25 protein-coding genes are annotated in these 25,012 nt (G+C 63.5%); 11 read left to right on the top strand and 14 right to left on the bottom strand.

Annotated features, from left to right (window positions below):
* Positions 1 to 55 precede the first annotated feature (55 nt).
* Complete coding sequence (locus MCB86_RS22295) at positions 56 to 499, top strand: transposase (protein WP_239612188.1); 444 nt, start codon at positions 56 to 58, stop codon at positions 497 to 499.
* A 235-nt stretch (positions 500 to 734) separates the two neighbouring features.
* Here MCB86_RS22295 and MCB86_RS22290 read toward each other — a convergent pair whose 3' ends face one another.
* The 3 genes from MCB86_RS22290 to MCB86_RS22280 form a co-directional block, all read right to left on the bottom strand.
* Entirely contained in the window at positions 735 to 1,457 is a 723-nt protein-coding gene (locus MCB86_RS22290) for a ferritin-like domain-containing protein (RefSeq protein WP_045164405.1), read from the bottom strand.
* An 11-nt stretch (positions 1,458 to 1,468) separates the two neighbouring features.
* Positions 1,469 to 2,644, bottom strand: a complete 1,176-nt coding sequence (locus tag MCB86_RS22285; RefSeq protein ID WP_045164404.1) for a hypothetical protein — start codon at positions 2,642 to 2,644, stop codon at positions 1,469 to 1,471.
* Between the two features lie 252 nt (positions 2,645 to 2,896).
* The gene (locus MCB86_RS22280) at positions 2,897 to 3,955 is read right to left on the bottom strand and encodes an aminopeptidase (protein WP_239612251.1); all 1,059 of its coding nucleotides are present in this window, start codon (positions 3,953 to 3,955) and stop codon (positions 2,897 to 2,899) included.
* A 136-nt stretch (positions 3,956 to 4,091) separates the two neighbouring features.
* Here MCB86_RS22280 and MCB86_RS22275 point away from each other — a divergent pair, with 136 nt between their 5' ends.
* The 4 genes from MCB86_RS22275 to MCB86_RS22260 all read left to right on the top strand — a co-directional run bounded on the left by MCB86_RS22275 (position 4,092) and on the right by MCB86_RS22260 (position 7,765).
* Positions 4,092 to 4,517 carry a hypothetical protein gene (locus MCB86_RS22275; RefSeq protein WP_239612187.1) on the top strand — a complete coding sequence of 142 codons (426 nt, stop codon included), beginning with the start codon at positions 4,092 to 4,094 and terminating at the stop codon, positions 4,515 to 4,517.
* A gap of 111 nt (positions 4,518 to 4,628) precedes the next feature.
* Positions 4,629 to 5,039: a hypothetical protein gene (locus MCB86_RS22270; RefSeq protein ID WP_045164402.1), complete on the top strand. Its 411-nt coding sequence runs from the start codon at positions 4,629 to 4,631 to the stop codon at positions 5,037 to 5,039.
* Between the two features lie 38 nt (positions 5,040 to 5,077).
* Complete coding sequence (locus tag MCB86_RS22265; protein ID WP_045164401.1) at positions 5,078 to 6,073, top strand: LLM class flavin-dependent oxidoreductase; 996 nt, start codon at positions 5,078 to 5,080, stop codon at positions 6,071 to 6,073.
* 330 nt (positions 6,074 to 6,403) lie between these two features.
* Positions 6,404 to 7,765: a cation:proton antiporter gene (locus MCB86_RS22260; RefSeq protein ID WP_045160031.1), complete on the top strand. Its 1,362-nt coding sequence runs from the start codon at positions 6,404 to 6,406 to the stop codon at positions 7,763 to 7,765.
* 59 nt (positions 7,766 to 7,824) lie between these two features.
* Here MCB86_RS22260 and MCB86_RS22255 read toward each other — a convergent pair whose 3' ends face one another.
* The 6 genes from MCB86_RS22255 to MCB86_RS22230 form a co-directional block, all read right to left on the bottom strand.
* Entirely contained in the window at positions 7,825 to 8,040 is a 216-nt protein-coding gene (locus MCB86_RS22255) for a dodecin (protein WP_045160030.1), read from the bottom strand.
* A gap of 350 nt (positions 8,041 to 8,390) precedes the next feature.
* On the bottom strand, positions 8,391 to 8,609 hold the full coding sequence (locus MCB86_RS22250; RefSeq protein ID WP_045160029.1) for a KTSC domain-containing protein: 219 nt from the start codon (positions 8,607 to 8,609) through the stop codon (positions 8,391 to 8,393).
* Complete coding sequence (locus MCB86_RS22245; protein ID WP_045160028.1) at positions 8,606 to 10,411, bottom strand: ABC transporter ATP-binding protein; 1,806 nt, start codon at positions 10,409 to 10,411, stop codon at positions 8,606 to 8,608. Before MCB86_RS22245 ends, MCB86_RS22250 begins: the two co-directional genes overlap by 4 nt.
* The gene (locus MCB86_RS22240) at positions 10,408 to 11,562 is read right to left on the bottom strand and encodes a beta-glucosidase (protein ID WP_239612186.1); all 1,155 of its coding nucleotides are present in this window, start codon (positions 11,560 to 11,562) and stop codon (positions 10,408 to 10,410) included. The genes MCB86_RS22245 and MCB86_RS22240 overlap by 4 nt, the downstream gene beginning before the upstream one ends.
* Positions 11,563 to 11,575: 13 nt before the next feature.
* Positions 11,576 to 12,817 carry a UDP-galactopyranose mutase gene (glf, locus tag MCB86_RS22235; RefSeq protein ID WP_239612185.1) on the bottom strand — a complete coding sequence of 414 codons (1,242 nt, stop codon included), beginning with the start codon at positions 12,815 to 12,817 and terminating at the stop codon, positions 11,576 to 11,578.
* Entirely contained in the window at positions 12,805 to 13,989 is a 1,185-nt protein-coding gene (locus tag MCB86_RS22230) for a glycosyltransferase family 1 protein (RefSeq protein ID WP_045160025.1), read from the bottom strand. Before MCB86_RS22230 ends, glf begins: the two co-directional genes overlap by 13 nt.
* 416 nt (positions 13,990 to 14,405) lie before the next feature.
* Here MCB86_RS22230 and galE point away from each other — a divergent pair, with 416 nt between their 5' ends.
* Positions 14,406 to 15,470, top strand: coding sequence for a UDP-glucose 4-epimerase GalE (gene galE / locus MCB86_RS22225; protein ID WP_239612184.1), 1,065 nt, complete (start codon positions 14,406 to 14,408; stop codon positions 15,468 to 15,470).
* Positions 15,471 to 15,497: 27 nt separating this feature from the next.
* On the opposite strand, the gene MCB86_RS22220 is transcribed toward galE, so the two are convergent.
* The 3 genes from MCB86_RS22220 to MCB86_RS22210 all read right to left on the bottom strand — a co-directional run bounded on the left by MCB86_RS22220 (position 15,498) and on the right by MCB86_RS22210 (position 18,625).
* Positions 15,498 to 16,889, bottom strand: coding sequence for a S8 family peptidase (locus tag MCB86_RS22220; protein ID WP_239612183.1), 1,392 nt, complete (start codon positions 16,887 to 16,889; stop codon positions 15,498 to 15,500).
* Positions 16,890 to 17,169: 280 nt separating this feature from the next.
* Positions 17,170 to 18,054 (bottom strand): LysR family transcriptional regulator, encoded by an 885-nt coding sequence (locus MCB86_RS22215; RefSeq protein ID WP_239612182.1) that lies wholly within the window; start codon positions 18,052 to 18,054, stop codon positions 17,170 to 17,172.
* 73 nt (positions 18,055 to 18,127) lie between these two features.
* Positions 18,128 to 18,625, bottom strand: a complete 498-nt coding sequence (locus MCB86_RS22210) for a DUF3060 domain-containing protein (protein ID WP_239612181.1) — start codon at positions 18,623 to 18,625, stop codon at positions 18,128 to 18,130.
* A 237-nt stretch (positions 18,626 to 18,862) separates the two neighbouring features.
* Between MCB86_RS22210 and trpB the strand changes: the two genes are divergently transcribed.
* Positions 18,863 to 20,074, top strand: a complete 1,212-nt coding sequence (gene trpB / locus MCB86_RS22205) for a tryptophan synthase subunit beta (protein WP_239612180.1) — start codon at positions 18,863 to 18,865, stop codon at positions 20,072 to 20,074.
* Positions 20,071 to 20,880, top strand: coding sequence for a tryptophan synthase subunit alpha (gene trpA, locus MCB86_RS22200; protein WP_045160020.1), 810 nt, complete (start codon positions 20,071 to 20,073; stop codon positions 20,878 to 20,880). Before trpB ends, trpA begins: the two co-directional genes overlap by 4 nt.
* Positions 20,881 to 20,944: 64 nt before the next feature.
* Here trpA and MCB86_RS22195 read toward each other — a convergent pair whose 3' ends face one another.
* Entirely contained in the window at positions 20,945 to 21,556 is a 612-nt protein-coding gene (locus MCB86_RS22195; protein WP_239612179.1) for an NAD(P)-dependent oxidoreductase, read from the bottom strand.
* Between the two features lie 151 nt (positions 21,557 to 21,707).
* Between MCB86_RS22195 and MCB86_RS22190 the strand changes: the two genes are divergently transcribed.
* From MCB86_RS22190 to MCB86_RS22180, 3 genes are all read left to right on the top strand, one after another.
* Positions 21,708 to 22,091 carry a helix-turn-helix domain-containing protein gene (locus MCB86_RS22190; RefSeq protein ID WP_045160018.1) on the top strand — a complete coding sequence of 128 codons (384 nt, stop codon included), beginning with the start codon at positions 21,708 to 21,710 and terminating at the stop codon, positions 22,089 to 22,091.
* 198 nt (positions 22,092 to 22,289) lie between these two features.
* The gene (gene yghU / locus MCB86_RS22185; RefSeq protein WP_239612178.1) at positions 22,290 to 23,132 is read left to right on the top strand and encodes a glutathione-dependent disulfide-bond oxidoreductase; all 843 of its coding nucleotides are present in this window, start codon (positions 22,290 to 22,292) and stop codon (positions 23,130 to 23,132) included.
* A gap of 318 nt (positions 23,133 to 23,450) precedes the next feature.
* Positions 23,451 to 24,230 carry a hypothetical protein gene (locus MCB86_RS22180; RefSeq protein WP_239612177.1) on the top strand — a complete coding sequence of 260 codons (780 nt, stop codon included), beginning with the start codon at positions 23,451 to 23,453 and terminating at the stop codon, positions 24,228 to 24,230.
* A gap of 178 nt (positions 24,231 to 24,408) precedes the next feature.
* Here the strand turns inward: MCB86_RS22180 and MCB86_RS22175 are convergent, their stop codons facing one another.
* Entirely contained in the window at positions 24,409 to 24,894 is a 486-nt protein-coding gene (locus MCB86_RS22175) for a DUF4126 family protein (protein WP_239612176.1), read from the bottom strand.
* Positions 24,895 to 25,012: the final 118 nt, after the last annotated feature.

Here is a 25,012-nt window from a genome sequence, read left to right as displayed (position 1 = left end):
ACGCAATTTGGTCAGCTATCCCGACACCTGTCTTTACCTCGGCAAAGGATTGCCCATGTACTGTTCGAACCGCTTGCGCGCGGGGCGCCACTTCCAACGTGGCCAACTTTATCTGCTCACCACAACCACATCAGACCGCCACCAAGTCTTCAGCGACGTCGCGCTTGGCAGGCTGGTGGTCGCGGAATTCAAGGCGGCGCACATGGATGGTTGGGTGAATTCATTGGCCTGGGTGGTAATGCCAGATCATTTTCACTGGCTGATCGAGCTGGGCGACAGCTCGCTTGAGCAGTTGATGCGCAGGATAAAAACCAACAGCGCGCGTGGCATCAATCGCCGGCGCAATACATCGGGCCCGCTCTGGCAAGCGGGCTATCACGACCGGGCGTTGCGCGGGGAAGACGATCTGCAGGCCGTCGCTCGCTATGTAGTTCCGCTACGGGCGCGACTGGTCAAACGCCTGGGCGACTACCCCTTGTGGGATGCTGTTTGGCTTTGAAGAGCTCGCGGTCGAGACCGCTCCCACAAAACTATTGCACCCCGTACAGCAGTCTTGACCTCTTACAACGAAGGCTTGCACCCCGTAGGAGCGGTCTTGACCGCGAGCCTTTGCACTTCGGTTCAATTCCGCCATGCAATGAATCCCAGCTCAGCGCCACCGCCATGTGTCCGACGGCTATGTCATAAAAAAGACGCGCCCGAGGGCGCGCCAAAGCTTTGAAACGCACGCGTATCTATTTGATCTGGCCGATCAGGTCCCGGCGGATCAGCGTCTTGATCTTGACCAGATGGTCGTCCTCCTGGTCTTTCGCCTTCTGGAAACCCTTGGCGATGTTCGGATGACCACCCGCTTCGGCCAGCTCGATCAGCAGTTCCCAGGCGGCATTGTCCTCGAGCTCGGCGGTCAGCAAGGCGCCCAACCCCTGGGCGAGATTGGTGCGCGGATCGGTCAGCACCTGCATCACGCCCATCGACTTGACCGCGGCGACATCCGCGCAGGGGGTCTGCGCGGTGGGGTCGGCGCCCAGTGTCTCGATCGCCTCCGCCACCATGTTCATATGCTCGAACTCTTCGTCGCGGATGTGCTGAAGCACCGCCACCAAATCCGATTCCGCCGTATCCAGAGCCTTGGCTTTGGCAATCATCGCGTCGTACAGGCGCACGCCGCTGCGCTCGAAGGCCAGACGCTCGCCGAGCTTGTCGACCAGCAATTCCGGGCTCTTACCCAACGCCATATCGAAGGTGGACTTGAGCATGCCCTTGGCCGAGCCGGGGACCGGGACCGAGCCAATGCGGTCAGCCTCCTCGGCGCGGCTCGCACGTTCAAGCATGATGCCCTTGGAGTCGCCTGGTACGTCCGGATGGATTTCGTTGACGGCGTCGAGCAGGAGCTTGGTGTCCTTCGGGGACATCTGTACGCCGGTGACGTTGGAGCCTAATTTCGCTGCAGTTGCCATGCTGATTCTCCTCAAGAAACCTTGCGCATACGCATGAGTTCGCCACCCGGCGCCCACTGATAACCCGCCGAAACGATGTTCGAGGCGATGCCTTCGCTATTGAGCTGAGCGCGATAATCCAGTGAGTTCTGCGGTTCCTGGCTCTTGTCGACGTACTGGGTGCCGCTGGTGCGCAGGTTGACCTCGGCGGCCAGCACCTGGCGAACGAATTCGCGCTGGCTCTTGAACTCGATCATCTTCGGCAACGGGCCGCCGAGGATTTCCGCCGGGTCGCGGCGCTCGATGTTCTTGAAGTGCTCGCAGGCCAGGTTCAGGTGGCCCAGTTCGTAGTCGAGGAAGCGCTCCCAGATGGCCTTGATCCGCGGGTTGGTTTCCTGCTCGGCGCAGCTGGCGTAGGCATAGACTTCCATGGCTTCGTGGACCAGCCATTTTTCCATGAAGGATTCCTGCGGATCGGCCAGCGAGCCGTACTGGGTCACGTGCTGTTCTTCCACCGAGGCAATTTCGGCGTAGAGCTGACGCGCCAGCGGGTCGGCGAACAGCGGGCCGATGTTCATGTAGTAATCGTGGGTCTGAAACTCGGCTGCAGTGATCAGCGCGCAATGAATCTTGGTAATCAGCGCGGCCTGCTCCTTCTCGTAGCTGTCGCGCAGGTCATTATCGGGATGGCGGTGATGCTCGGAAGTCTGCCGACCCGGCACGATATCGGTGTAGCCCTGCAGGATGTTGTTGGCATCCTTGCCTTCGAGGCGGTCGAGCATCGCCGAGTAGCGGTACAGGTGATCGAAGTCCTCCAGCAAGCCGAAGCGGTAGGTCTGCGCCTGATAAGGGTCGGGCTCGGTCTGGGCCACAGCGGCGGTCACCTCGATGGCGACTTGCTCATAGGCCACAGTGGTTTCCAGCGGCGAGTGGTCGGCGGAGATCAGCCAGTTGACCATGGTGGCCTGGTGCTGCTCGACTCGACGGATCTCCGCGAGCGGCCCGCGCAGTTGGCCGGTGATGCGCGCGATGCCATGCTTGATGCGTAGCGCGTCGGTCTCCACCCCGTTCATCAGGATGATCCGCACGCGAGTGAAGGCATCGTCGTCGAGCTTGCTGATCGGCTTGCCCGCCATTTCCTTCCAGGTGAATTTCTGTTTGTCGAGCGGCGTGCCCTTGTTGTCGAGGATGCCGGTTAGGTTATCCATGGAGCCTCCGTTTATACGGCTTTTTTCTTGGTAGTCGTGCTTGCACGCACGGCTCAATCACGGGTCAGCGAATGCTGACGGCCTGAAAAATGGACGGAGGCAAGCGCGAAAGAATTCCGCCCCAATAGGGGCGAAAATGCGAGAAAACGACAAGCGGCGGCGGCTAATTCCTTTAAACGCGCAGGGGTCTGTCGCAACGGGAAAAGCCCCGACGCCTTGCCCCTCAAGGCTTTAAACGAAGCGGCAGGGCGTTCAGCGAAGCGCCTCCAGAAGCGCCACCCGTTCGTCGGCTGGCAGGCGCCCCAAAGCCTCGACCCGCGCATGAAAACGCAGCCAATCCCCGCCAGCCTGCTCGAACAGCGCCGCGAACGCCGGCACCCAGCGATCGTAGAGGCCGAACGGCAACAGGCTGGCGTTGTTCAGCGGTTGGGCCATCCAGCGGTCGAAGCGATCGTCGCCGTTCCAGCGATCATCGCGCAGGTGACGGTAAGCCTGGCGCAAGCGCACGAACTCTTCCGCCTTGGCGGCACGCATGGCCGCCTCGCTCAGCTCGGAGGCGTACAGTTCGGCCAGGCGTTCGCGGGTCGCGAGCATCAATTGGCTGAACTCGGCATAACGGCGTCGCGCCGTCTCGTTCGGTGGAGGCAGGCCGCGGCTAACGCGCCACTGACGCAGCCCTTCACGCTCGACGAACGACGCGTAGGACTCGTTGAAGGCCGTGTCGCCCGCGACGTAGAGCCGCTGATGCGCCAGCTCGTGAAAGAGCAACCCGGCCAGCCGTTCATCGTCCCAACGCAGCATCGAGCTGAGCAACGGGTCGTCGAACCAGCCCAGGGTCGAGTAGGCCTGCACACCCGTCACCAGCGTGTCGTAGCCCTCGGCCTGGAGCCGTGCCGCCGCGCCCCGTGCCCGACCCGGCTGGTAATACCCGCGATAGGCCACGCAACCGGCGATCGGAAAACAGTGGGTCAGGGGCGCCACCGAAAACGCCTCGGCGGCGAACAGATTCCACACCACATAGGGTCGCTGAATGTCGGCATAGACCCGGTAACTTTCGTTGTCCGGCAATCCCAGCGCCTGGCTGGCGAAGCGTCTGGCCTGCAGTGCGAGGCCCAGACGCTGGCGCAGATGGGGGTCGCGTTGCGGATCGTCGACGATGCCGGCGATGGGCTCGCGCAGGCGCAGCAGCTCCAGCTGGCCGACCGCCAGCTGCCCGTAATAGGTGCTGCAGCCATTCAGACCAACGGCCAACAGCAGCGGAACCCAAAGCCCGTTGCGATTGTCGATTAGGGCGGTTTTCAGCTTCGAAATGAACAAACGCTACTCGCACTGAGAAGACCACACGGTCGCTGCGCTGAGCCTACAACGACATCGAAGCCCACCCAACCACCGAAGGCGCCGTGCCCTTGCAGCCAGGCCGCCGAGCCAGCGGATCGGAGATCTATCCATGCGAATTCTGTTGTCTGCTCTTGTGCTGTCCACCCTTGGCGGCTGCGCCCTGTGGATGCCCCAGCCGGACCCGAACCAGGCCTGGATCGAGCTGGCCCCGCTCGACGAAACCGAGTTGAAGGCGATCGCTGTGGACCAACGGCCGCTGGATGATCATCGCTACTTCCAGGTGGCCCCCGGCAGCCATCAGCTAGGCATGCGCTATCGCTTCGAAGTGGGCGCAGCCGATATCGGCCGCGACAGCCAAGCGCTGGAGCGCAACTGCCACCTGACCCTGGAATACGACAGCTTCGATGCGGGTGCACGTTACCGCCTGGTCGCCGGCGGCTACGGCTTCCGTCCTTGGGCTCGGCTTTACGACCAGCATGATCAGCTACTGGCCAAGGCGACCGAACGCGGCTGCGGCGGTGTCGCCAGTCGCTGAGCCGCCGGCGCGAAACCGTCATGACGCGTTGAAAAAGCGTCGCGACTGGATCAGGCTCAGCAGGCAACCGCCAGCAACGAGCTGACTCTGCGGTTGCCCGGAGGAATATCCATGCGTCTGCCATTTGCCCTGCTGCTGGCCGCCGGCCTGTCCGGTTGCGCCGGTCCGCTGCCCAAGCCTGATCCCCAGATGGCCTGGGTCGAGATGAGCGCCCAACCCAGCGATATCTTCATGTCCGACCGCCTGGACGACAAACGCACACCCGACGGCCGTTATTTCCAGGTCGGCCCCGGCGCGCATGAACTCGAAGCGCGTTACGAATTCGAAATCAGCAGTGGCGGACTGGGCGAGTTCGGCGAAACCCAATACCTGCGCTGTACCATGGTCATCCGCTATGACGACTTCCAACCCGGCCGGCGCTACCTGTTCCAGGCGCGCTCGCTGGGCTTCACGCCGCAGGGCTGGCTGTACGACGAACAACGCAACGTCCTGGCGCGTGCCGAAGCCGAACACTGCTACTGAGTCGCGCTGCGACCCATCCGTCAGCATAGAGGTAGACGATGTCCCGTATCGAACACACCCGTTTTTCCACCCTCGACCTGGCGCCGATCCGCGATGACGGCGACGCCGGGCTCGCCCTGCGCAACTCGCTGGCCCTGGCGCAGCATGTCGAAAAGCTCGGCTTCGAGCGTTTCTGGGTCGCTGAACACCACAACATGGATGGCATCGCCAGCGCCGCCACCTCGGTATTGATCGGCTATCTGGCTTCCGGTACCACGCGGATTCGCCTGGGCGCCGGCGGGGTGATGCTGCCCAACCATGCGCCGCTGGTGATCGCCGAACAGTTCGGCACGCTGGATGCGCTCTACCCCGGGCGCATCGAACTGGGCCTCGGCCGCGCGCCGGGTGCCGATCAGTACACTGCCCACGCGCTGCGCCGCGACCGCATGGGCAGTGCCGATGATTTCCCGGCCGATGTCGAGGAGCTGCAGCGGCTGCTCGGCCCGCGTCAGCCCAATCAACGAGTGATCGCCATGCCCGGGGTCGGCAGCAACGTGCCGATCTGGCTGCTCGGCTCCAGTCTGTTCAGCGCCCAGCTGGCCGCGGCCAAGGGCTTGCCCTATGCCTTCGCCTCGCATTTCGCGCCGCGCTACGTGCACGAGGCGATTCGCCTGTACCGCGAGAACTTCCGTCCCTCAGAGGTGCTGGAGAAACCCTACGTGATGCTCGGCGTGCCGCTGATGACTGCCGATACCGACGAGCAGGCCGAATACCTGGCGACCACTGCTTACCAGCGCATCCTCGCGCTGATCCGTGGCCAAAGCCTGGTTCTGGTGCCGCCGGTGCAGAGCATGCAAGGCAAGTGGCTGCCGCACGAGCAGGACGCGGTGGGCAGCTTCCTCGGTATGGCATTGATCGGCGGACCGGAGAAGATTCGCGCACGGCTGGAGACCCTGCTGGAGCAGACCCAAGCCGACGAGCTGATCTTCACCTGCGACTTCTACGAAACCGCCGACCGCCACCATGCCTTCGACATCCTCGCAGGGCTGCGCTGAGCCCGCAAAGACTGAGCAAACACAAAGCGGGGGCCTCGCACTGAACCGCTTCAGTGCGAGGCGCGACCCGCGGCGAATGCAGGTCGCAGGCCTGCCAAGGCCCAAAAGCTTCGTCCCGAGGGCGGGCCTCCCACAAGAGCCAAAAAGCCAAAAAGCCAAAAAGCTCAAAGAGCCAGAAGCCAAGCCCAAGCCCAAGCCTAAAGCCTTGACTGAACCGCTCCAGTAGCAGGCGCACGCTGCGACGAACGCCGCTGAACCCCATCGAACCATCCCGATCGAACCACCAGTCATGCGCACTTCGGCGCGTCACGCTTGTTTGCGGAAGACTGAATGAATTTTCTCGAATGGATGGCCGTCCTCGGCGTCCTGTTGTTGATCCTCGCGCTGGCATCGGCGTATCTGCGCTGGCTGCCGGTTACCACCTCATTGATCTATCTCGGCTTCGGGCTGCTGATCGGGCAACTCGGCATCGGTTTGTGGGAGATGGATTTTCTGCTGATCGCCAACTGGATGGAGCACCTCACCGAGGTCGTGGTGCTGGTCTCGCTGTTCGTCAGTGGACTGAAATTACGTATGCCGCTGGGCCACCCGGCGTGGCGGAGCACCTATATCCTGGCCGGACCGGTGATGCTCGCCTGCATTGCCGGTGTCGCGCTGGTCTGTCACTACCTGATGGGGCTGAGCTGGGGGCTGGCGGTGCTGACCGGTGCGATCCTGGCACCCACCGATCCGGTGCTGGCCAGCCTGGTGCAGGTCAACAACTCCCGCGACAGCGACCACGTGCGCTATGGCCTATCCGGCGAGGCCGGCTTCAACGACGGCACGGCGTTCCCCTTCGTGGTCTTCGGCCTGCTGCTGATCGAGCAAGAGACGCTGGCGCCGGGCTGGGTCGGCGAATGGGCATTGCATCGGCTGGTCTGGGCCGTTCCGGCCGGGCTGCTGTTCGGCTACATGCTGGGCAAGCTGATCGGCAAGCTGGCGATCTACCTGCGCACCCGCTACGTCGATACCTCAATGTCGCCCAACGACTCGCTGGCGCTGGCGCTGATCGCCCTCGCCTATGTCGGCGCCGAGCTGATAGGGGCTTGGGGGTTTCTCGCGGTGTTCGCCGCCGGGCTTGGCCTGCGGCGCGCCGAAGTCTCGGTGGCCAAACGATCCGAAACACCATCCGAAGAGCTGATCGCGCATGCGCTGCCGCATATGGTCGAAGGCGGTATGACGCCCCGAGAGCTGCCGTTGGAGAGCGATCGCATCGCCGAACCCAAGGTGGCGGCCGGAGTGATGATGGGCGATATCCTGACCTTTGGCGGGCAACTGGAGCGCAGCCTGGAAGTGCTGCTGGTGACCATGCTCGGCGTGCTGGTGTCGGTGCACTGGGATTGGCGCGCGGTACCTCTGGCGCTGGCGCTGTTCGTGCTGATACGGCCGTTGAGCGTGTGGTTGCTGATGCCGCGTCGTTACCTGGATCGCACCCAGCTGATGACCGTCGGCTGGTTCGGCATTCGTGGCATCGGCAGTCTCTATTACCTGAGCTACGCGGTGACCCATGGCCTGCTGCCGGACGAGGCCGACCAGGTCATTCGACTGGTGATCCCGGTAGTGGCGCTGAGCATCCTGATCCACGGGCTCAGCACCCAGCCCCTGTTGCGCCGTTACGAGCGCAATCGGAAGCAGACACCCAGCGGTGCCTGACGACACTCGTCAGGCGACACCGGGCAGGCGACTGCAGCCGCTGCCGGTGATCTGAACGATCAGCTGTCGGCGAGGCGGAAGCCTATCTTCATGGTGACCTGATAGTGGCCGACCTTGCCGTTCTCGACATGGCCGCGGATTTCGCCGACTTCGAACCATTCGACATTGCGCAGCGTCTTGCTGGCCTCGGCGATGCCGTTCTGAATTGCGTCGTCCACGCTGGTGCGTGAGGAACCGACGATCTCAATCTTCTTGTAGGTGTGGTGATCCGACATTAGATAATTCCCCTTTGCAAACTGAGGAGCCTCCGCTCGGTATGACGCGTCCTGTCTATCTGAGGCCCGCACAGCGACATGGAAGTTCAGCGAGACGGCCGCGTTTTGCCGAATCGGGTGTCACGAAGCGTTTCGTAGGGTGGATAACGCGAAGCTTATCCGCCATTCACCACCTCGCCGCAATGGTCGAGACAGCGGAGTTACCCAGGCGCCACGTGGAAAATGCTTCGCAGTTTTCCACCCTACGTCGCCCGGCACACCGCAACGATCGGGTGGTGGGCTGAAGCGGAGCCACCCAGCGCGCCCTACTCGGGGGCACGTCACTGGGCCAGGGCACGGTGAACGGCCCGCTATGACTCGATGCGTCGATAGCGGTAGTGCTGCGGTTTGAACACCTGGTTGAAATAGCGGCCCATCGAATCGGCCTCGAGCAGGGCCTGCACCACCTCGGCCGGCACCTGTTCGTAGCGGTAGACCGAGCCATTATGGAACTCTACTTCCAGTAGCTGCTCGTCCGGGTCATAGCCCAGCGAGCGCAGGCTGCGTGAGGTCACCGCGACCCTTTTCATCGGGCCGGGTCGGGCTGCGGCTTGAAGCCTTCGGCCTGCATGCGCCACAGCGCGTCGAACTCACCGCCGCGCCTGCGCAGCTCATGCGGCGCGCCGTCCTCGACGATGCATCCATCGCGCAGCACGATGATCCGGTCGAAGCTCGACAAGGTCGACAGCCGGTGCGCCACCGCCACCACGGTGCGGTTGTGCACCAGATCGTTGAGTGCAACCTGGATTTCGGCTTCGGACTGGGTATCGAGCGCCGACGTGGCCTCGTCGAGGATCAGGATCGGCGCGTTCTTGAGAAACGCCCGGGCGATGCCGAGACGCTGACGCTGGCCGCCGGAGAGCATCACGCCACGCTCGCCTACCAGTGTGTCGTAGCCTTGCGGCAGTTCGCGGATGAAGGCGTCGCAGAAGGCGCTGCGCGCCGCCTCGACCACTTCCTCGTCGGTCGCAGTGGGGCGACCATAACGAATGTTTTCACGGATGCTGCGGTTGAACAGCGCGGTTTCCTGCGGCACCACTGCGATGCGCTCGCGCAGGCTGTCCTGGCTGACGCTGCGGATGTCCTGCCCGTCGATCAGGATACGTCCTTCCTGCACGTCGTCCAGGCGCTGGATCAGGCTGATCAGGGTCGACTTGCCGGCCCCGGAAGAACCCACCACCCCGACCTTCTGCCCGGCAGGAATATGCAGATCGAGATGGCGGAACACGCTGCCGCGGTCCGGATATCCGAAGCTGACATCCTTGAAGGTGATATCGCCCTCGGCGAGCAACAGCTGCGCGTCGCTGTCGGTCAGGCCGTGCGGCTGGACGATGATGCGCAGGGTGTCGTCGATGGCGCCGATCTGCTGCGTGGTGTCCACCAGTGCCAGGGCCAGGTCGCGCGAGCCATGCAGGATGCGGAACGTCAGCGCGCTGACCAGCACCACGTCGCCGGCGGTCACCGAGCCGGCGATCCACAGATTGATCGCCCAGACCAACATGCCGCCGGCCATCACCGACAGACAGATGTCATGCATCACCCGCGCCTTCTCCAGGTACATCCAGCTGCGGCGTTGGGCACGTGCTTCGTAACCGATTTCCTGGGCCAGCCGTTCGGCCTCGCGGTCACGGGCGGAGAAAGCCTTGATGGTCCAGACATTGGAGACCGCATCCACCAGCTCGCCGCCGACCCGGGCCGATTGTGCGGCGAAGCGCTGGTGCTTGGTGCGGCCACGGATGCCGAAACCGGTAATCAGCGCGGCGACGATAGCGACGAATAGGATCAGCGCCACCGCCATGCGCACATCGACGGTCAACAGCACCACCACCGCACCGAGAAAATCAACGATGGGCGGCACGATCTTCCACGCCAATCCCCCGTAGATGGCGCCAGCCGCTTGACCCACCGCGGAAATGCGATTGCCCAGCGAACCGGCGAAGTGCTCGGTGAAGTAGCGCATCGGATGGCCGGTCAGGTGCTTGAACAGGTCGACGCGCAGGTCAACCACGCTGGCCACCACGGTGCGGCAACCGAGCCAGCCGCCGAGACGCCAGAAGACGTTTTCAATGACGATCAGGCCGATGAACAACCCCAGTGGGAACCAGACGTTGGCGGCGCCCCGGTCCGAGCTGCCCTGGGCCATGGAATCCACCAGCAACTTCATGCCGTACTGCACCGCCACAGCGCAGGAGGCGGCACCGACAATCAGCGCCAGCAGGCCACCAAAGTGCCAGGGTCGAGCACAGATGTAGTGCCAGAGAAAGGCTACCGGCCGGCTCGGTAGCGGCACCGCCTGCGGTTTCGCCTTGGGAGCCTGGGCCGGGGCGTTCATGACAGGGCTTCGGCCAGCGGCAAGTGGCTGTTGAACTGGCTGAACCGCAGTTGCTGCAGACGCAGCTCGTCGGCAAGGCCATCGTGCACGCGGCGGTTGCCGTTCTCATCGGGAAAGCCCAGTAGGCCGGTCGGGCAGTGGCGCTCGTCGGTCCAGCCGGGGTAATCCAGCACCGGATACAGGCAGATCCCTTCGATCGGCACCCCACGCTGCATGGCCAGTCCGGCCTGCTCGCTGACGTAGCGTAGCCAGTCGCCGCGCACGTCGCCTTCGGCGCCGGTTTCGGCGATCAGCAGAGGACGCTTATAGCGCTGCCAGATCTCATTGAGGATGCCTTTGAAGGGCCGATAGTCCGGATTATCCCGTTCGATGGTGCGCCCATCGCCGTGGTACCACTGGTTGTCGGAGTAGTAGTTGACGCCCAGCACGTCGAGGTATTCCGGGGCGCCGCCCAGGCCGGGCCAGGCCTCGCCGCAGAGCATGTCCCAGGCTTCGAATTGCGACTGCCGGTAGCGTTCGGCGTCGCGCTGCGGTCCAGGCCGGTCGTTGGGCGAAACCACATGGATGGCCGGGTCGACCTGGACGAAGCGCGCCCGCGGCTCGACCTCGCGGATCGCCTGCATCGCGGCGATGGTGGCGCGCACCAGCTGATGCTTGAGCTCGAAGCCGCGCTCGCGGGCCATCGGGTTGAAATACGCCTGATCGCCACCGGCCCAGGCCCAGAACGAGATTTCGTTGAGCGGGGCATAGAACGGCACGGCATCGGTTTCATCCTTGATCAGCTGCGCTGCCGCCGCCGCGTAGCGGGCAAAGCGCTCGACGAACTGCGGGCGCCAGATGTCGATGTCGTCCGGCCAACCGTAGTGGCACAGGTCCCAGATCACCTGGGTGCCCTGGCGCTGGGCCGCCTGCAGCATCGGCAAAAAACTCGACCAGTCATATTGGCCCGGCGTGCGTTCGATCAGGTGCCAGCGCAACCCGTCGCGCACACTGTGCAGCCCATGCCGATGCAACACGGCGTAATCGTGCGCGGCCCAGCGATCATGGCCGGTGGCAGCGAGCAGATCGAGCCGCCGACCGTCGCTGCGGCGATGGTTGGAACATTCGAAACCACCCATGAAGAAACTTTTGAACAACGTCGGCTGATGCATCTTCGGCCTCGTCTCAGGGGGCTTGTTCAGCCAGTGACTGGCTGTGTTCGGCGTTTTCAGCGCGCTCGGGACCACGCTCGGCTTCCTCGATACGCTTGTACAGCGCCAGCGCCTGCCCAACCACCTGATCCATGTTGTAGTACTTGTAGGTCCCCAGCCGGCCGACGAAGGTCACGCCCGGCGTCTCGTCGGCGAGCTTCTGGTAGCGTTTGTACAGCTCGGCATTTTCCGGACGCGGGATCGGGTAGTAGGGATCACCCTCGGCCGAGGGGTACTCGTAGGTGATGCTGGTCTTCGGGTGCACTTGGCCGGTTAGGTGTTTGTATTCGCTGATGCGCGTATAGGGCACGTCTTCGCTCGGGTAGTTGACCGTACCGACCGCCTGGAACCGCTCCTGATCGAGCTGCTTATGCTCGAACTTCAGCGACCGGTAGGGCAACTTGCCAAAACGGTAGTCGAAGTATTCATCGATGGGGCCGCAGAAAATCAGGTGGTCGTGCTGCACCTCGTCGCGGATCTCCCGGTAGTCGGTATTGATCATCACCTTGATGTTCGGATGCGCGAGCATCTTCTCGAACATCTTGGTGTAGCCGTACTTGGGCATCTGCTGGAAGGTGTCGGTGAAATAGCGGTCATCGGTGTTGGTGCGCGTGGGGATGCGCGAGGTGACCGACTTGTCCAGCTGCGACGGGTCCAGCCCCCACTGCTTGCGGGTATAGCCGCGGAAGAACTTCTGGTACAGCTCACGGCCGATGCCGTTGATCACCACGTCTTCGCTGGTCTGGATGTCTTCGACCGGCTCAGCACGGCCGGCGAGAAAGTCCGCTGCTTCCTGCTCGGTGGTCATGTTCAACCCGTAGAGCTTGTTCAGCGTGGTCATGTTGATCGGGATCGGTACTTCCTGACCGTCCACCTGCGCCAGCACACGGTGCTCGTAGGGGCGCCACTCGGTGAATCGTGACAGGTAATCGACGATGCGCTGAGCGTTGGTGTGGAAGATGTGAGGGCCGTAGCGGTGGATCAGCACGCCGGCTTCGTCGTAATGGTCATAGGCGTTGCCGCCAATGTGCGGGCGTCGGTCGACCACCAGCACACGCTTGTTCAGCCCGGCCGCCAGGCGCTCGGCCAGCACGCTGCCGGCGAAACCGGCGCCGACGATGAGGTAGTCGAAGCCGCGCCGGTGACCGCTAGGGTGGTCGCTGGCGCCACCGCCTGCGTGCTCGGGGTTGCTGTCTCGCAGGCTTACATCGCGCATTGCATCTTCTCCTTCATCAGAGCCCAGGTGTGGTCCCAGGACATGTCGCCGAGAATCTCGTCAGCGGTTTTCAACAAACGGTCGCGGTCCTGGCTATCGGCCAGGGCTTTGTCCACCGCTTCGATAAATGCCTCGGGACTATCGGCAATGTGAACGATCTCGGTATCGCCGTAGGTGCGCACCACGTCCTTGATCGGCGTGGACACCACCGGGCAGCCACCAGCGAGGTATTCCGGAGTCTTGGTCGGGCTGATGAAGCGCGTCGATTCGTTCATCGCGAAGGGCATGATCGCCACGTCCCAGCCGGACAGGTACCTGGGCAACTCGTCGTACGTCTTGCCGCCCAGGTAGTGGATGTTGTCGCGCTGCGGCAGGTCGGTCGGGTCGATCTTGACCACCGGGCCGACTAGCACGAACTGCCAATCGGGGCGCTTCTCGGCGACCTCGGCCACCAGTTCGATATCGAAACGCTCGTCGATCACGCCGTAGAAGCCGAGGCGCGGATGCGGAATCTCGGCCTGGTCGTCGGGGTCGGCCTGGGTTCGCCGCGCCTCGGCGAAGTGCGCCACGTCGACGCTACTGGGAAAGGCGAAGGCATTGTCGTGCAGCTCGCGCTTGGCTTCCCAGATGCTGTAACCGCCGGTGAAGACCAGATCGGCACGCTCGAGCAATTCCCGCTCGCGCTGCACCAGTTCCGGCGGCGCGCCACGAAACGCCGACAGCTCGTCCATGCAATCGTAGACGGTGAGTTTGGGCTTCAAATGGCTGGCATAGCCCAACGCCATCGGCGTGTAGTACCAGAGCATCAGTTCGTTGACGCCGAGCTTGCCCAGGTAGCCATCGAGCAAGTCGCGCTGCACGCGTAGCGCCACTTCACCCTCGCAGCCTTGCGGCAAGCGAGGAATGAGCACCTGTACGCCATTTTCCTCGGGACGCACTTCCAACCACGGCTGGGCATCCTCGGTGGGGATCGGTTCTTCGAAGAACAAAACGTTGAAATCTCGCGCGAACCGCGACATCAGATGCTGTGGACGCTGGTAGACGAAGCTCCAGCGCAGATGCGAAAGACACAGCAGGGTCGGAACCAGCTCATCGAAAACGACTTCGGGCGGCGTCTGCTGCTTGTCGGGGGATTTTCCAATCTCGTATTGGTAAGGGCCGGCCCAGCTCATGGCTACCTCTTGCTGATGGCGAAGTCCTCCAGAGTCCCTTCTGCCGCATCGCGTAGGCCCGCGCAGCCTGCGCAGGCAACAGGAAAGGGGCTCGCTGCGGCGTGAACGATTTGTGCAACGCCAAGCGCAACCCGCCGGCTATGGACGACATAGGGCAAGTCAAGGTTCCCCATGCCGCCGCTGGGAGGTCGGTCATCGGCTGACCGTCGGGGTTTTGGAACTTGGTCGCGCTTCCCCCCGTCCCTATCACAGGACGCCTGATTTGCCCCGGTATCGGCGCTGTGTGCTTCAGCCGTGAGAAGCACCGCCCGTTTCGCCGAACCCAACCCTGGAGATGCATGCAGCGGCCGCGCTCATACGGCCAGCCGCGCATCCTCCGTGCGCGTCGAATAATTTTCGGTATGCGAGGTAGACACATGATTCTGGTAACGGGAGGAGCTGGTTACATCGGGTCTCATACAGTGCTGGAGCTGCTCCTGGCGGGCCACGAAGTGCTGGTTCTGGACAACCTTTGCAACAGTTCCAAGGTCGCTCTGGAGCGGGTCGAAGCCCTCGCCGGTCGCCAGGTCCAGTTCATCAAGGGCGACGTGCGCAATCGCTCGCTGCTCAATGCCCTGTTCGCTTCCTATCCGGTGAGCGCGGTGCTGCACTTCGCCGGGCTCAAGGCCGTGGGCGAAAGCGTGCGCGAGCCACTGCGCTATTACGAGACCAATGTCAGCGGCAGCATCGCGCTGTGCCAGGCCATGGCCGAAGCCGGCATTTTCAAGCTGGTATTCAGCTCGTCGGCGACCGTTTATGGCGACTCCCCGCGGATGCCGATCACCGAAGACTGCCCGACCGGCTTGCCGACCAATCCCTACGGCCAGTCCAAACTGATGGCCGAGAACGTGCTCAAGGGGCTCGCCGAGTCCGATCCGCGCTGGTCGATCGCCCTGTTGCGCTACTTCAACCCCATCGGTGCGCATGAGTCCGGGCTGATCGGTGAAGACCCCGACGGCATTCCCAACAATCTGCTGCCCTACATGCTCCAAGTGGCAGTCGGTAGGCGAAAGCAACTGAACGTCTACGGTGCCGACTATCCGACCCCGGACGGTACCGGCGTGCGTGACTACATCCATGTGGTCGATCTGGCCAAAGGGCACTTGAAGGCGCTGGATCGGCTGAACCTGGTGCACGGCGTGTGCGTCTGGAACCTCGGTACCGGTCGTGGCTACTCGGTACGACAGATGATCACCGCATTCGAGGAGGTCATCGGCCGGCCGCTGCCGCATATGTTCAGGGCGCGCCGTCCGGGCGACATCGCCCAATGCTGGTCGGACCCGACCAAGGCCCGTGAGGAACTCGGCTGGCAGGCGGAAAAGGACCTGCTGACCATGCTCACCGACGCCTGGCGCTGGCAGAGCCGCAACCCGCAGGGCTATGCGGTGGAAAAAACCCCCGCAAAAGACGGCGAAGCAGCGCAAACCGCGCTGGCCAGCTGAGCGGGCTGGCCGGCAGCCGCCAACGCTTTACGGCGTGGTACAGGTCAGTTCGCGACGGATCTTCGATACGTCCAGCCGGCGATTCTGCTGAACCACGCCGGTGAGCTGCGGATCACGCACCGCCAGTCGCAATAACGCCTCGCGGATCTTCGCACTGGTGGCGCAGGGATTCAGCGAGGCATACAGCGCCGCTGCGCCGGTCACATGGGGTGTCGCCATGGACGTCCCGCTCATGTAGGCGTAACCCGCGGTACCGGTCGCGGTCGGCACCGTCGACAGGATATCGACGCCGGGTGCGGCGATATGGACGCTGTTGGCGCCGAAATTGGAGAAATATGCGCGCTGCCCGGTTTGATCGATGGCAGCCACCACGATCACGTTCGGCAGCTTGTAGCTGGCCGGGTAGCTGGGCGTGGTGTCGAGGTTGAGCCCGTTGTTGCCCGCCGCGACGACGAACAGGATGTTGGCGTTTCCGGCCGCACGGATCGCATCGTATAGCGCCTGCGAATACCCGCCGCCGCCCCACGAATTGTTGGTGGCGACCAGATTGATCTTCTTCGCGAGCTTCAGCTGTGTCAGGTAATTGATCGCCTTCACCGCATCTGCCGTGGTGCCGCCATTGGCGCCAAGAAACTTCGCGGTGATGTATTTGGCCGTTGGGCAGACACCGAACACGCCGGCGCCGTTGTTCGCCACCGCCGCGAGGGTTCCCGCCACGTGGGTGCCGTGATCGTCGGCGGGCCCGTCGAATATGCTGGCGTTGTTGGCGGCAAAATCCCAGCCGAGAATATCGTCGACCAGGCCATTGCCGTCGTTGTCGAGCCGGTCAGCGCGACTGCCCTCGCCCGGGTTGATCCATACGTTGGGGCGCAGGTCGCCATGGGTCGCCATCACGCCTTCATCGACGATGCCGACATACACCTTTTTGGAGCACAACGCCCCAGCGTTCCAGGCCGCCAGCGCACCGCTGCCGTAGGGATGGGCCGGCGAGGTGGTCGCGCCCTGCAACCCCCAGAGCATGCCGAGCCCTGGATCGTTGGGGTTGGCAACCTGGGTATGGTAGACCCAGTTGGGTTCGACGAAATCCACCGAAGGATCCGCCGCGAGCCGGGCGATGAGTGCAGCGTCGACCTTCTTGCCCTTGCCCAGCTTCGCGTGGACCAGATCCCCTTTGGCGTCCTTGCGGGCCATCTTGTCGAGCAGCTTCTGCGCGGCCTTGGCGCCTTGCTTGGTCAGCACGGCGCTCTTGGCCACGTCCGACACGCCGGACTTGAATTGCACCAGCAGCTCGCCCTGGACGAAAGGCCTGCCCGCCTTGAGCGACGCCGCCGCCGTGGAGTCGGGTTTTGCCGCGACCTGCTCCGCCCCGGTAGCCAGCAGCGCACACAAAAAAATGCCGACACGCCGTTTCATGACCATCACTGTTCTCCTTGAACGACTGCAGATAGCCCGCGCCAGATCGCCAGGCATTACCCGAACGGGTATTGGCGAATGTATCGGCAAGGTCAGTAGCGTTTTAGCGACGCCGGACGAACGACGCGCCGTTGGTCGGCAAGCAGTACGGCGGGCCGAGTTACCGCCATCAGGCTCATCGGTGAGCGAGAGCCCATCCAGCCCCTGGCATCACAGGGTGGGCCTGGTTTCGTTCCGCTTCAGCCCACCGCAAACAACGCGAACGGATTGCCCGTGGTCTGGCACGTCAATCCAGTTGCTGCCGCAGCCATTCCGCCAGCATTTGCGCGCGGCGATCCGGGCGCCGGGACGGCACCCAGAGCGACAGCATGGCGGGAGTCTCGATGAAGCCCCAGGGCGCCCGCAAACGCCCCTGATGCAGGTCATCGACGACCAGCTGTTGCGGAGCTATGGCGACGCCAAGACCGGCCAACGCCGCTTCCAGCAGAAAATACAGATGCTCGAAGCCCTGTCCCATCTGCAGCCGGGCCGGGTCCAGGCCATTACCGATGGCCCAGGTCGGCCAAGCTTGTGGACGCGAAGCGGTGTACAGCAATGGCTCGCCAAGCAACTCATGCGGGCGCGCCTGACTCAGGGTGGCGAAACGCGGATGGTGTGGGCTCAGCACCGGTCCGATGCGTTCGACGGCCAGTTCGTGGACCTGCATGTCTGCCGGCCAGGGCGGCTCGGCGAACCAGAGCGTGGCATCCAGCCCAGCACGCCGCGGGTCCAGCTCGCCCTCGCTGGCCGACAGCTGCAGATGCAGGCCCGGAAGATCACGGTTCAGGCGATCCAGACGCGGAATGAACCAGCGCGCCAGCAGGCTGCCGGGGCAACCAAGGACGAACGGCTGTTCGGTTGCCCCGCGCCGCAGTTCGGAACAGGTGCCGCGCAGGCGCTCGAAGGCATCGGAGGCGGCATCGCGCAGACGCACACCGGCATCGGTTAGCTTGACCCCTCGGCCGTCCTTGTCGAACAGGCTGACCCCTAGCTCCTCTTCGAGCACACGAATCTGCCGGCTGATGGCACCATGCGTCACGTGCAGCTCCTCCCCGGCGCGGCTGACGCTTTGCAGACGGGCGGCGGCCTCGAAGGCGCGCAAGGCATTGAGCGGTGGCAGGTCGCGGCTCATGGGAGAGGTGATTTTTCCTGACGAGTCAGGCGCATCTAATCACGTTCCAGTCGAACCGCCAACCGGCGCATGGCTACTGGCGCTGGATGCGGTGCTCGCCGCCGCTGGTCTCGACCGTTGGATCGTCTCCGCGCCAGGTGACCTGCTGGCCAATACCGTTGACCTCCAGATGCACCGGCCCATGCAGATCGAGCGTGAGTATATTGCTGCCGCCATATAGCACGACCGAGGCCGGTTGCTCGCCGTCGCCTTGCACCTGAGCCGTAATCCGGTGATCGGCACCACTCACGTCCAGGCTCCCGACCCGCTCGGCTTCGATCTGATTTTCCCCGCCTGTCACCTCCAAGTTGGCGACATTGTCGACGGTCACCACCTGATCCGATCCGTGAACCTCGACTCTGCCGCAATCACCACTCAGACGAAAGCGATTGGCATTGCCGGTGATGGCCACATCCTGCCCTTTGCACCTCACATCACGTGAGTTACCGATGCCATCGAGTGCCAGTGTCTCGGCCTGAGCCGTCGTCGCCAGCGCCGCGCATAGCGCACCCATCGCCATTAGTTTTTGCATTCGAACGTCTTCCTGTAAGACGGAGCCCATGCCGCTGCGCTTGGGACCGATACGCCGGCGCCGAGTTCTGCGCCGCTGACAACAGCGTGCGGCATCACCGCCACCGCCTGGATTATTGGTGAGTTTTATTGACAGGTTACGACGATCTAATCGCTTTTCCCTGAACGGGTGGGAGATACAATGGGCGCCATCAACCACTCGCCCTGCCAGCCAAGCGCTGTCGACAAGGAGCACGCCATGACCTCATTGCGCAACGGCCCTGACGCCAAGGGCCTGTTCGGCCACTTCGGCGGTCAGTACGTCGCCGAAACCCTGATGCCGCTCATCCACGAGCTGGCCGCCGAATACGAAAAAGCCAAGCAGGATCCCGAGTTCGCCAAGGAACTCGCCTACTTCCAGCGTGACTATGTCGGCCGGCCTTCCCCGTTGTATTTCGCCGAACGCCTAACCGAGTTTTTCGGCGGCGCGAAGATCTACCTCAAGCGCGAAGAGCTCAACCACACCGGCGCGCACAAGATCAACAACTGCATCGGCCAGATCCTGCTGGCCAAGCGCATGGGCAAACAGCGCATCATCGCCGAGACCGGCGCAGGCATGCACGGCGTGGCCACCGCCACCGTCGCCGCGCGCTTCGGCATGCAGTGCGTGATCTACATGGGCACCACCGACATCGACCGCCAGCAGGCCAACGTCTTCCGCATGAAGCTCTTGGGCGCCGAGGTGATTCCGGTTACTGCCGGCACCGGCACGCTGAAAGACGCGATGAACGAAGCCCTGCGCGACTGGGTGACCAACGTCCACAACACCTTCTACCTGATCGGCACCGTGGCCGGCCCGCACCCCTATCCGGCCATGGTCCGCGATTTCCAGGCGGTGATCGGCAAGGAAACCCGCGACCAGATGGCGGCCCAGGAAGGTCGCCTGCCCGACTCGCTGGTCGCCTGCATCGGCGGCGGCTCAAACGCCATGGGCCTGTTCCATCCCTTCCTCGATGACCAGAGCGTGGCCATCATCGGCGTCGAAGCGGCCGGCCACGGCATCGAGACCGGCCAGCATGCGGCCAGCCTAAACGGCGGTGTACCCGGCGTGCTGCACGGCAATCGCACCTTTCTGCTGCAAAACGAGGACGGCCAGATCATCGACGCCCACTCGATCTCAGCCGGCCTCGACTACCCCGGCATCGGCCCCGAGCACGCCTGGCTGCACGACATCGGCCGTGTTGAGTACACCTCCATCACCGACAAGGAAGCGCTCGCCGCCTTCCACAAGTGCTGCCGCCTGGAAGGCATTATCCCGGCCCTGGAAAGCGCACACGCGCTGGCCGAAGTCTTCAAGCGCGCCCCCGGCCTGCCGAAGGATCACCTGATGGTGGTCAACCTCTCCGGCCGCGGCGACAAGGACATGCAGACCGTCATGCACCACTACGACGAACAGGAAGAACACATATGAGCCGCCTGCAGACGCGCTTCGCCCAGCTGAAACAGGAAAACCGCGCCGCGCTGGTGACCTTCATCACCGCCGGTGATCCGGACTACGCCACCTCGCTGGAAATTCTCAAGGGCCTGCCCGCCGCTGGCGCCGATGTAATCGAGCTCGGCATGCCCTTCACCGACCCGATGGCCGACGGCCCGGCGATCCAGCTGGCCAACATCCGCGCCCTGGCGGCCAAGCAGGACCTGGCGAAAACCCTGCAGATGGTTCGCGAGTTCCGGCAGGACAACCAGGACACGCCGCTAGTGCTGATGGGCTACTTCAATCCCATCCACAAGATGGGTGTCGAGCGCTTTCTCGCCGAAGCGGTGGAAGCCGGCGTTGACGGCCTGATCGTCGTCGACCTGCCGCCGGAACATAACGAAGACCTCTGCGACCCGGCCCAGGCCGCAGGCATCGACTTCATCCGCCTGACCACCCCGACCACCGACGACAAGCGCTTGCCCACCGTGCTCAACGGCAGCTCGGGCTTCGTCTACTACGTCTCGGTGGCCGGCGTGACCGGTGCCGGCTCGGCGACGCTGGAACATGTCGAAGAAGCCGTGGCGCGGCTGAAACGCCACACCGACCTGCCGGTGGCCGTCGGCTTTGGTATCCGCACCCCGGAACAGGCAGCCGCCATCGCCCGATTGAGTGAAGGCGTGGTGGTGGGCTCGGCATTGATCGACCGGATCGCCAGCGCCGAAACGTCCGAGCAAGCCGTCGAGGGCGTGCTGGGCTTGTGTCGCGATATCAGTGCCGGAGTACGCGGCGCACGCGACTGACGTCCAGTCAGTCGCACCGGGGCCGTTGCCTCGTTTATCTGGGCAGCGGCTTTTTTATCTCGCCTTAATAGCCAACGGTGAAGCGTTGGCGAATGTGCGCCGGGTGCTCGATCTCATCGACCAACGCCACGGCGTAGTCTTCGAAGGAGATGCGACTGCCGTGTTCGTTGCTGAGCAGCGCGTCTTTGCCCAGGCGGAATTGACCTGTCCGCTCGCCGGGAACGAACTCGGCCGAGGGTGACAGAAAGGTCCACTCCAGTTCCGTTTCCTGCTTGAGTTGCTCAAGGAAGGCCGCGCCGCGGGAGGCTTCTGCTTTGTAGGCGTCGGGAAAATCAGGCAAGTCGATGACGCGCTGACCCGGCGCGGCTTCCAGGCTGCCGGCGCCGCCTACGACCAGATAGCGTTTGACGCCAGAGGCGCGTACCGCCTCGATCAGGGTATGCGGCTCGGACGAGGTGAAGTTGACCGCACTGACGACGGCATCGTGGCCGCGCAAGGTCGACGCCAGGCCTTGCAGATCCTGGGCGTCGCCCTTGACGGCCGTCACACCGGCACGTGCAGCGATGCGTTCTGGGTTGCGTGCAATGGCGGTGACCCTATGGCCACGGTCAGAGAGCTCTTTGAGGATGCGCGAGCCAGCTGAGCCGGAGGCGCCGATCAATGCGATATGAGACATGCGAGACCCTATGTTCTATTTAGTGGACTAGGTATGTGTTGTAGACCTTGAGAGAGGCCGATGCTACGGTGCGCCGCCTTGACCCACAAGAAGTTAGGTTGGTGTTACCTGGTCACTCGCCGCTGACCTGGCTGGACCTAGGAGATCCTGTATGCCGCAAGCTGTTGGCGTTAACGCCGCTTTCGATCACCCTTGTCCGATCCGCGACGTGCTTGATCGCATCGGTGATCAATGGAGTTTTCTGGTGCTCGACGCGCTGTCCGAGCGCACGCTGCGCTTCAATGAGCTCAGCCGAGAAATCGGCGATATCTCCAAGCAGATGCTTTCGCGGACGCTCAAGCGGCTGGAGATGGATGGATTCGTACAACGAACCCTTTACGCCGAGGTACCGCCTCGCGTGGAGTACCGTCTGACTGATCTGGGGCGGGGGTTCCTGGTGCCGATGCAGGCACTGGTGCAATGGGCCGATGCCAATCACGAACGGATCTGCCAATCACGGCGCACGTATCGCTCAGCCGAAGCGGCAGCCGATTGACATTGCGCGCTTCGTGGCGGCTCGGACGGATGGCTGCTAGTCGAAACCTGGCGGCCGCACACGCCGCTCTACCAAGCACGCACATTCGAACCCATCATTGAGCATCGATGACCACTATCAATCCGCTCGATTTCGACCGTGCAAAACTAACGCGTAGCATGCCCTGCACATCCCCAGTAGCCACTCGAGGAGATTGCCATGCCTGATACCCCTTACGTACCGCCGAAAGTCTGGACCCATGACGCGCCGTCGGGCGGCAAGTTCGCCAATATCAACGCCCCTACCGCTGGCGCGCGCGAGGAAAAGGCGCTGCCGGTCGGCAAGCATCCGTTGCAGCTCTACTCGCTTGCCACGCCCAACGGCGTGAAGGTCAGCGTCATGCTCGAAGAGCTGCTCGCGCTCGGCCACAGCGGTGCCGAATACGACGCCTGGCTGATCAACATCGGTGAAGGCGACCAGTTCGGCAGCGGCTTCGTCGAGATCAACCCGAACTCGAAGATTCCGGCCCTGGCCGACCATAGCGTCGAAGGCGAACCGCTACGGGTATTCGAATCCGGCTCGATCCTGCTCTATCTGGCGGAGAAGTTCGGCGCCTTCCTGCCGACCGAAATCCGCGCGCGCACCGAAACGCTCAACTGGCTGTTCTGGCAGATGGGCTCGGCGCCCTTCCTCGGCGGCGGCTTCGGGCATTTCTATGCCTACGCCCCGGAGAAGTACGAATACCCGATCAACCGCTACGCGATGGAGGTCAAGCGCCAGCTCGATGTGCTGGACCGCCAACTGGCCGAAAACCGCTACATAGCCGGCGACACTTACACCATCGCCGATATGGCGATCTGGCCCTGGTACGGCGGGCTGGTGCGCGGCGAGCAGTACGACGCAGGCGAATTCCTCTCGGTGCAGGATTACAAGCACGTGCAGCGCTGGGCTGCCGAGATTGCCGAACGACCCGCCGTGATTCGCGGGCGCAAGGTCAACCGCAGCTGGGGCGACGAGTCGGAGCAGGCTCCCGAACGCCATAGCGCCGCCGATCTCGACTGACCTGCACGCCCCGGTGGGCCGAGGCGAACGCTGCTCGGCCCGCTTCACCATCACCCTCTCGGCACGCATGATCGCGACCCACGTGATTCATGGCGCCCCCCGTGCGATTCAATTCCCTAACGCCCGTCGCACGGCGAGCCGAGCAACTATCCGACCGCCGATCTGAACTATGGCGGTGCGCCCCGACCCAATGTTCATGAGCGCCACTCTTGCAGCGGGGGCAGCCATCGTCATGGCTGCCCGTACTGGAACCTGTCGTCAGCCGTGTAAGCACAGCGCTCGTCATACCCAGTTGTTCAACACAACGCGAGGTGGACCATGAAACACACACTGGTAGCAGCGTTCGCAACGCTGACCGATGCAAACCGCACCCGTGGCGACCTGATGGCCCGGGGCATCGCTCAGGAACAGATACATTCGGTCGGGGCCGACAGCGCAGAGATCCATGCCTACGACGCGCCTTACTCCACCACGGACGGCAACGTGGATCGTGCGCATCACGAGTCAAAGGTCGCGCATTTCTTCAAGTCCCTGTTTGGCAACGAGCCGCACGAGGCGCACCGTCACCACGCCACCGCCTACCCGGAAGCCGTGCGCCGGGGCGCCCTGGTGATCGCGGTGGACGTGTACAACGACGATCAGTTGGTCAGGGCACGCGACGCTCTGGAATACAACGGCGCCATCGACATCAATGATCGCAGCGCCGGCCCAACTGACTCAGGCGCGATGCAGGGTTATGCCGGGCCTACCAGCCCCTATGCCGGCGCGACCGGTGGCGACAGCCATCTCGACAAGCATTTCACCAAGCCGGCCGCCACGACCTCGAACGCGACCACGACCGCTCACACCCACCCGGATGACGATCGGCTCAGCCACGCGGCCGGTGCGGGACCGACCGACGAAGCGCTGCCGACCGACCGTACGGCGACAGCCGACACGGGTCGCTACGATGTCGGCAGCAGCGCCAAACGAGCCGGTACGGATTATCCAGACACCTTGGCCACTAACCCGGTGACCGGCGGCGGAAATACCGTGCAGGGCTCCACAGCTTCCGGGACCGGCAGTAATCGCATCTGCGTGATCCAGCGGCCCAGCTGATTGCTCGATACGGTGAATGACAGGCCGCGCTGCGGCCTGTCATGAACGTATGGCTCGAATGGGCGCTCCACAGGTCAATCATCTCTCTCCGCAGGGAGGGCCGGGCGGCGTTCCGCTTCAGCCCGCCACGCGGAGTCAATGCCGGCGAAGCCGTACCGACACTCATTGCCTGCACGCTCTAACCCAGCGAACGTCGCAGCCCCGCCCTGCCCAGGGTCAATGCCAGACCATCCTCGGCGAGCCCGAGGGCGGCGTTGATCAGCGGCCGCGGCTGGTAAGGCTTGCGCAGGCTCAGCCCGATCTTCGACGAAACCAGCGCCGCCGACGCACCGATCAGTGCCGGTAGCATCACCGGCTCACGTCGAACGCTCGCCAATGCTGCGGCCGTCACGCCACCCGACAGGGCACGGAACATCATCGACGGGACGATGGTGCGATCCGGCGCAAAGGGCATCTTGTCACCCAGCAGCTCAGCCGCCGCCATCGGTAACAGAACCTGCTGTGCAGGGTGCGAGGCCAGCATACGCGCCGGCTCGCCGGCATCTTCGATCCCGTCACGCGCGGCCAGCGCACGGCTGGTCATCGTCGGCGCCAGCGTGCTGCGCATGCCCGTGACCAGACCAAGCGCCAACGCGCCCCAAAACAGATTGCTGGATATCGTCATCGTCAAGCCTCCCGGTGGTTATCTATACCGACCGGGTGCGGATCGGAGGCGTTCAGCCGAGGAGATGAGCTGTGGTCCGACAACTGGGCTCGCGAGCGCCACCGCGCCGTTGTGGAAC

The sequence above is a fragment of the Pseudomonas sp. KSR10 genome (assembly GCF_022355455.1).
GTDB lineage: Bacteria > Pseudomonadota > Gammaproteobacteria > Pseudomonadales > Pseudomonadaceae > Stutzerimonas > Stutzerimonas stutzeri_E.
The sequence above is the reverse complement of the archived record's forward strand: the minus strand, read 5'-3'. Positions and strand labels throughout refer to the sequence as shown.

Coding starts and splice junctions, on each gene's coding strand:
- MCB86_RS22275 (WP_239612187.1), top strand. CDS start 4,092: ATGCGAATTCTGTTGTCTGCTCTTGTGCTGTCCACCCTTGGCGGCTGC.
- MCB86_RS22195 (WP_239612179.1), bottom strand. CDS start 21,556: ATGTCTCATATCGCATTGATCGGCGCCTCCGGCTCAGCTGGCTCGCGC.
- MCB86_RS22240 (WP_239612186.1), bottom strand. CDS start 11,562: ATGCATCAGCCGACGTTGTTCAAAAGTTTCTTCATGGGTGGTTTCGAA.
- MCB86_RS22215 (WP_239612182.1), bottom strand. CDS start 18,054: ATGAGCCGCGACCTGCCACCGCTCAATGCCTTGCGCGCCTTCGAGGCC.
- yghU (WP_239612178.1), top strand. CDS start 22,290: ATGCCTGATACCCCTTACGTACCGCCGAAAGTCTGGACCCATGACGCG.
- MCB86_RS22230 (WP_045160025.1), bottom strand. CDS start 13,989: ATGAGCTGGGCCGGCCCTTACCAATACGAGATTGGAAAATCCCCCGAC.
- MCB86_RS22290 (WP_045164405.1), bottom strand. CDS start 1,457: ATGGCAACTGCAGCGAAATTAGGCTCCAACGTCACCGGCGTACAGATG.
- MCB86_RS22210 (WP_239612181.1), bottom strand. CDS start 18,625: ATGCAAAAACTAATGGCGATGGGTGCGCTATGCGCGGCGCTGGCGACG.
- trpA (WP_045160020.1), top strand. CDS start 20,071: ATGAGCCGCCTGCAGACGCGCTTCGCCCAGCTGAAACAGGAAAACCGC.
- MCB86_RS22295 (WP_239612188.1), top strand. CDS start 56: ATGTACTGTTCGAACCGCTTGCGCGCGGGGCGCCACTTCCAACGTGGC.
- MCB86_RS22245 (WP_045160028.1), bottom strand. CDS start 10,411: ATGAACGCCCCGGCCCAGGCTCCCAAGGCGAAACCGCAGGCGGTGCCG.
- trpB (WP_239612180.1), top strand. CDS start 18,863: ATGACCTCATTGCGCAACGGCCCTGACGCCAAGGGCCTGTTCGGCCAC.
- MCB86_RS22220 (WP_239612183.1), bottom strand. CDS start 16,889: ATGGTCATGAAACGGCGTGTCGGCATTTTTTTGTGTGCGCTGCTGGCT.
- glf (WP_239612185.1), bottom strand. CDS start 12,817: ATGCGCGATGTAAGCCTGCGAGACAGCAACCCCGAGCACGCAGGCGGT.
- MCB86_RS22265 (WP_045164401.1), top strand. CDS start 5,078: ATGTCCCGTATCGAACACACCCGTTTTTCCACCCTCGACCTGGCGCCG.
- MCB86_RS22260 (WP_045160031.1), top strand. CDS start 6,404: ATGAATTTTCTCGAATGGATGGCCGTCCTCGGCGTCCTGTTGTTGATC.
- MCB86_RS22270 (WP_045164402.1), top strand. CDS start 4,629: ATGCGTCTGCCATTTGCCCTGCTGCTGGCCGCCGGCCTGTCCGGTTGC.
- MCB86_RS22180 (WP_239612177.1), top strand. CDS start 23,451: ATGAAACACACACTGGTAGCAGCGTTCGCAACGCTGACCGATGCAAAC.
- MCB86_RS22255 (WP_045160030.1), bottom strand. CDS start 8,040: ATGTCGGATCACCACACCTACAAGAAGATTGAGATCGTCGGTTCCTCA.
- MCB86_RS22285 (WP_045164404.1), bottom strand. CDS start 2,644: ATGGATAACCTAACCGGCATCCTCGACAACAAGGGCACGCCGCTCGAC.
- MCB86_RS22190 (WP_045160018.1), top strand. CDS start 21,708: ATGCCGCAAGCTGTTGGCGTTAACGCCGCTTTCGATCACCCTTGTCCG.
- MCB86_RS22250 (WP_045160029.1), bottom strand. CDS start 8,609: ATGAAAAGGGTCGCGGTGACCTCACGCAGCCTGCGCTCGCTGGGCTAT.
- MCB86_RS22175 (WP_239612176.1), bottom strand. CDS start 24,894: ATGACGATATCCAGCAATCTGTTTTGGGGCGCGTTGGCGCTTGGTCTG.
- galE (WP_239612184.1), top strand. CDS start 14,406: ATGATTCTGGTAACGGGAGGAGCTGGTTACATCGGGTCTCATACAGTG.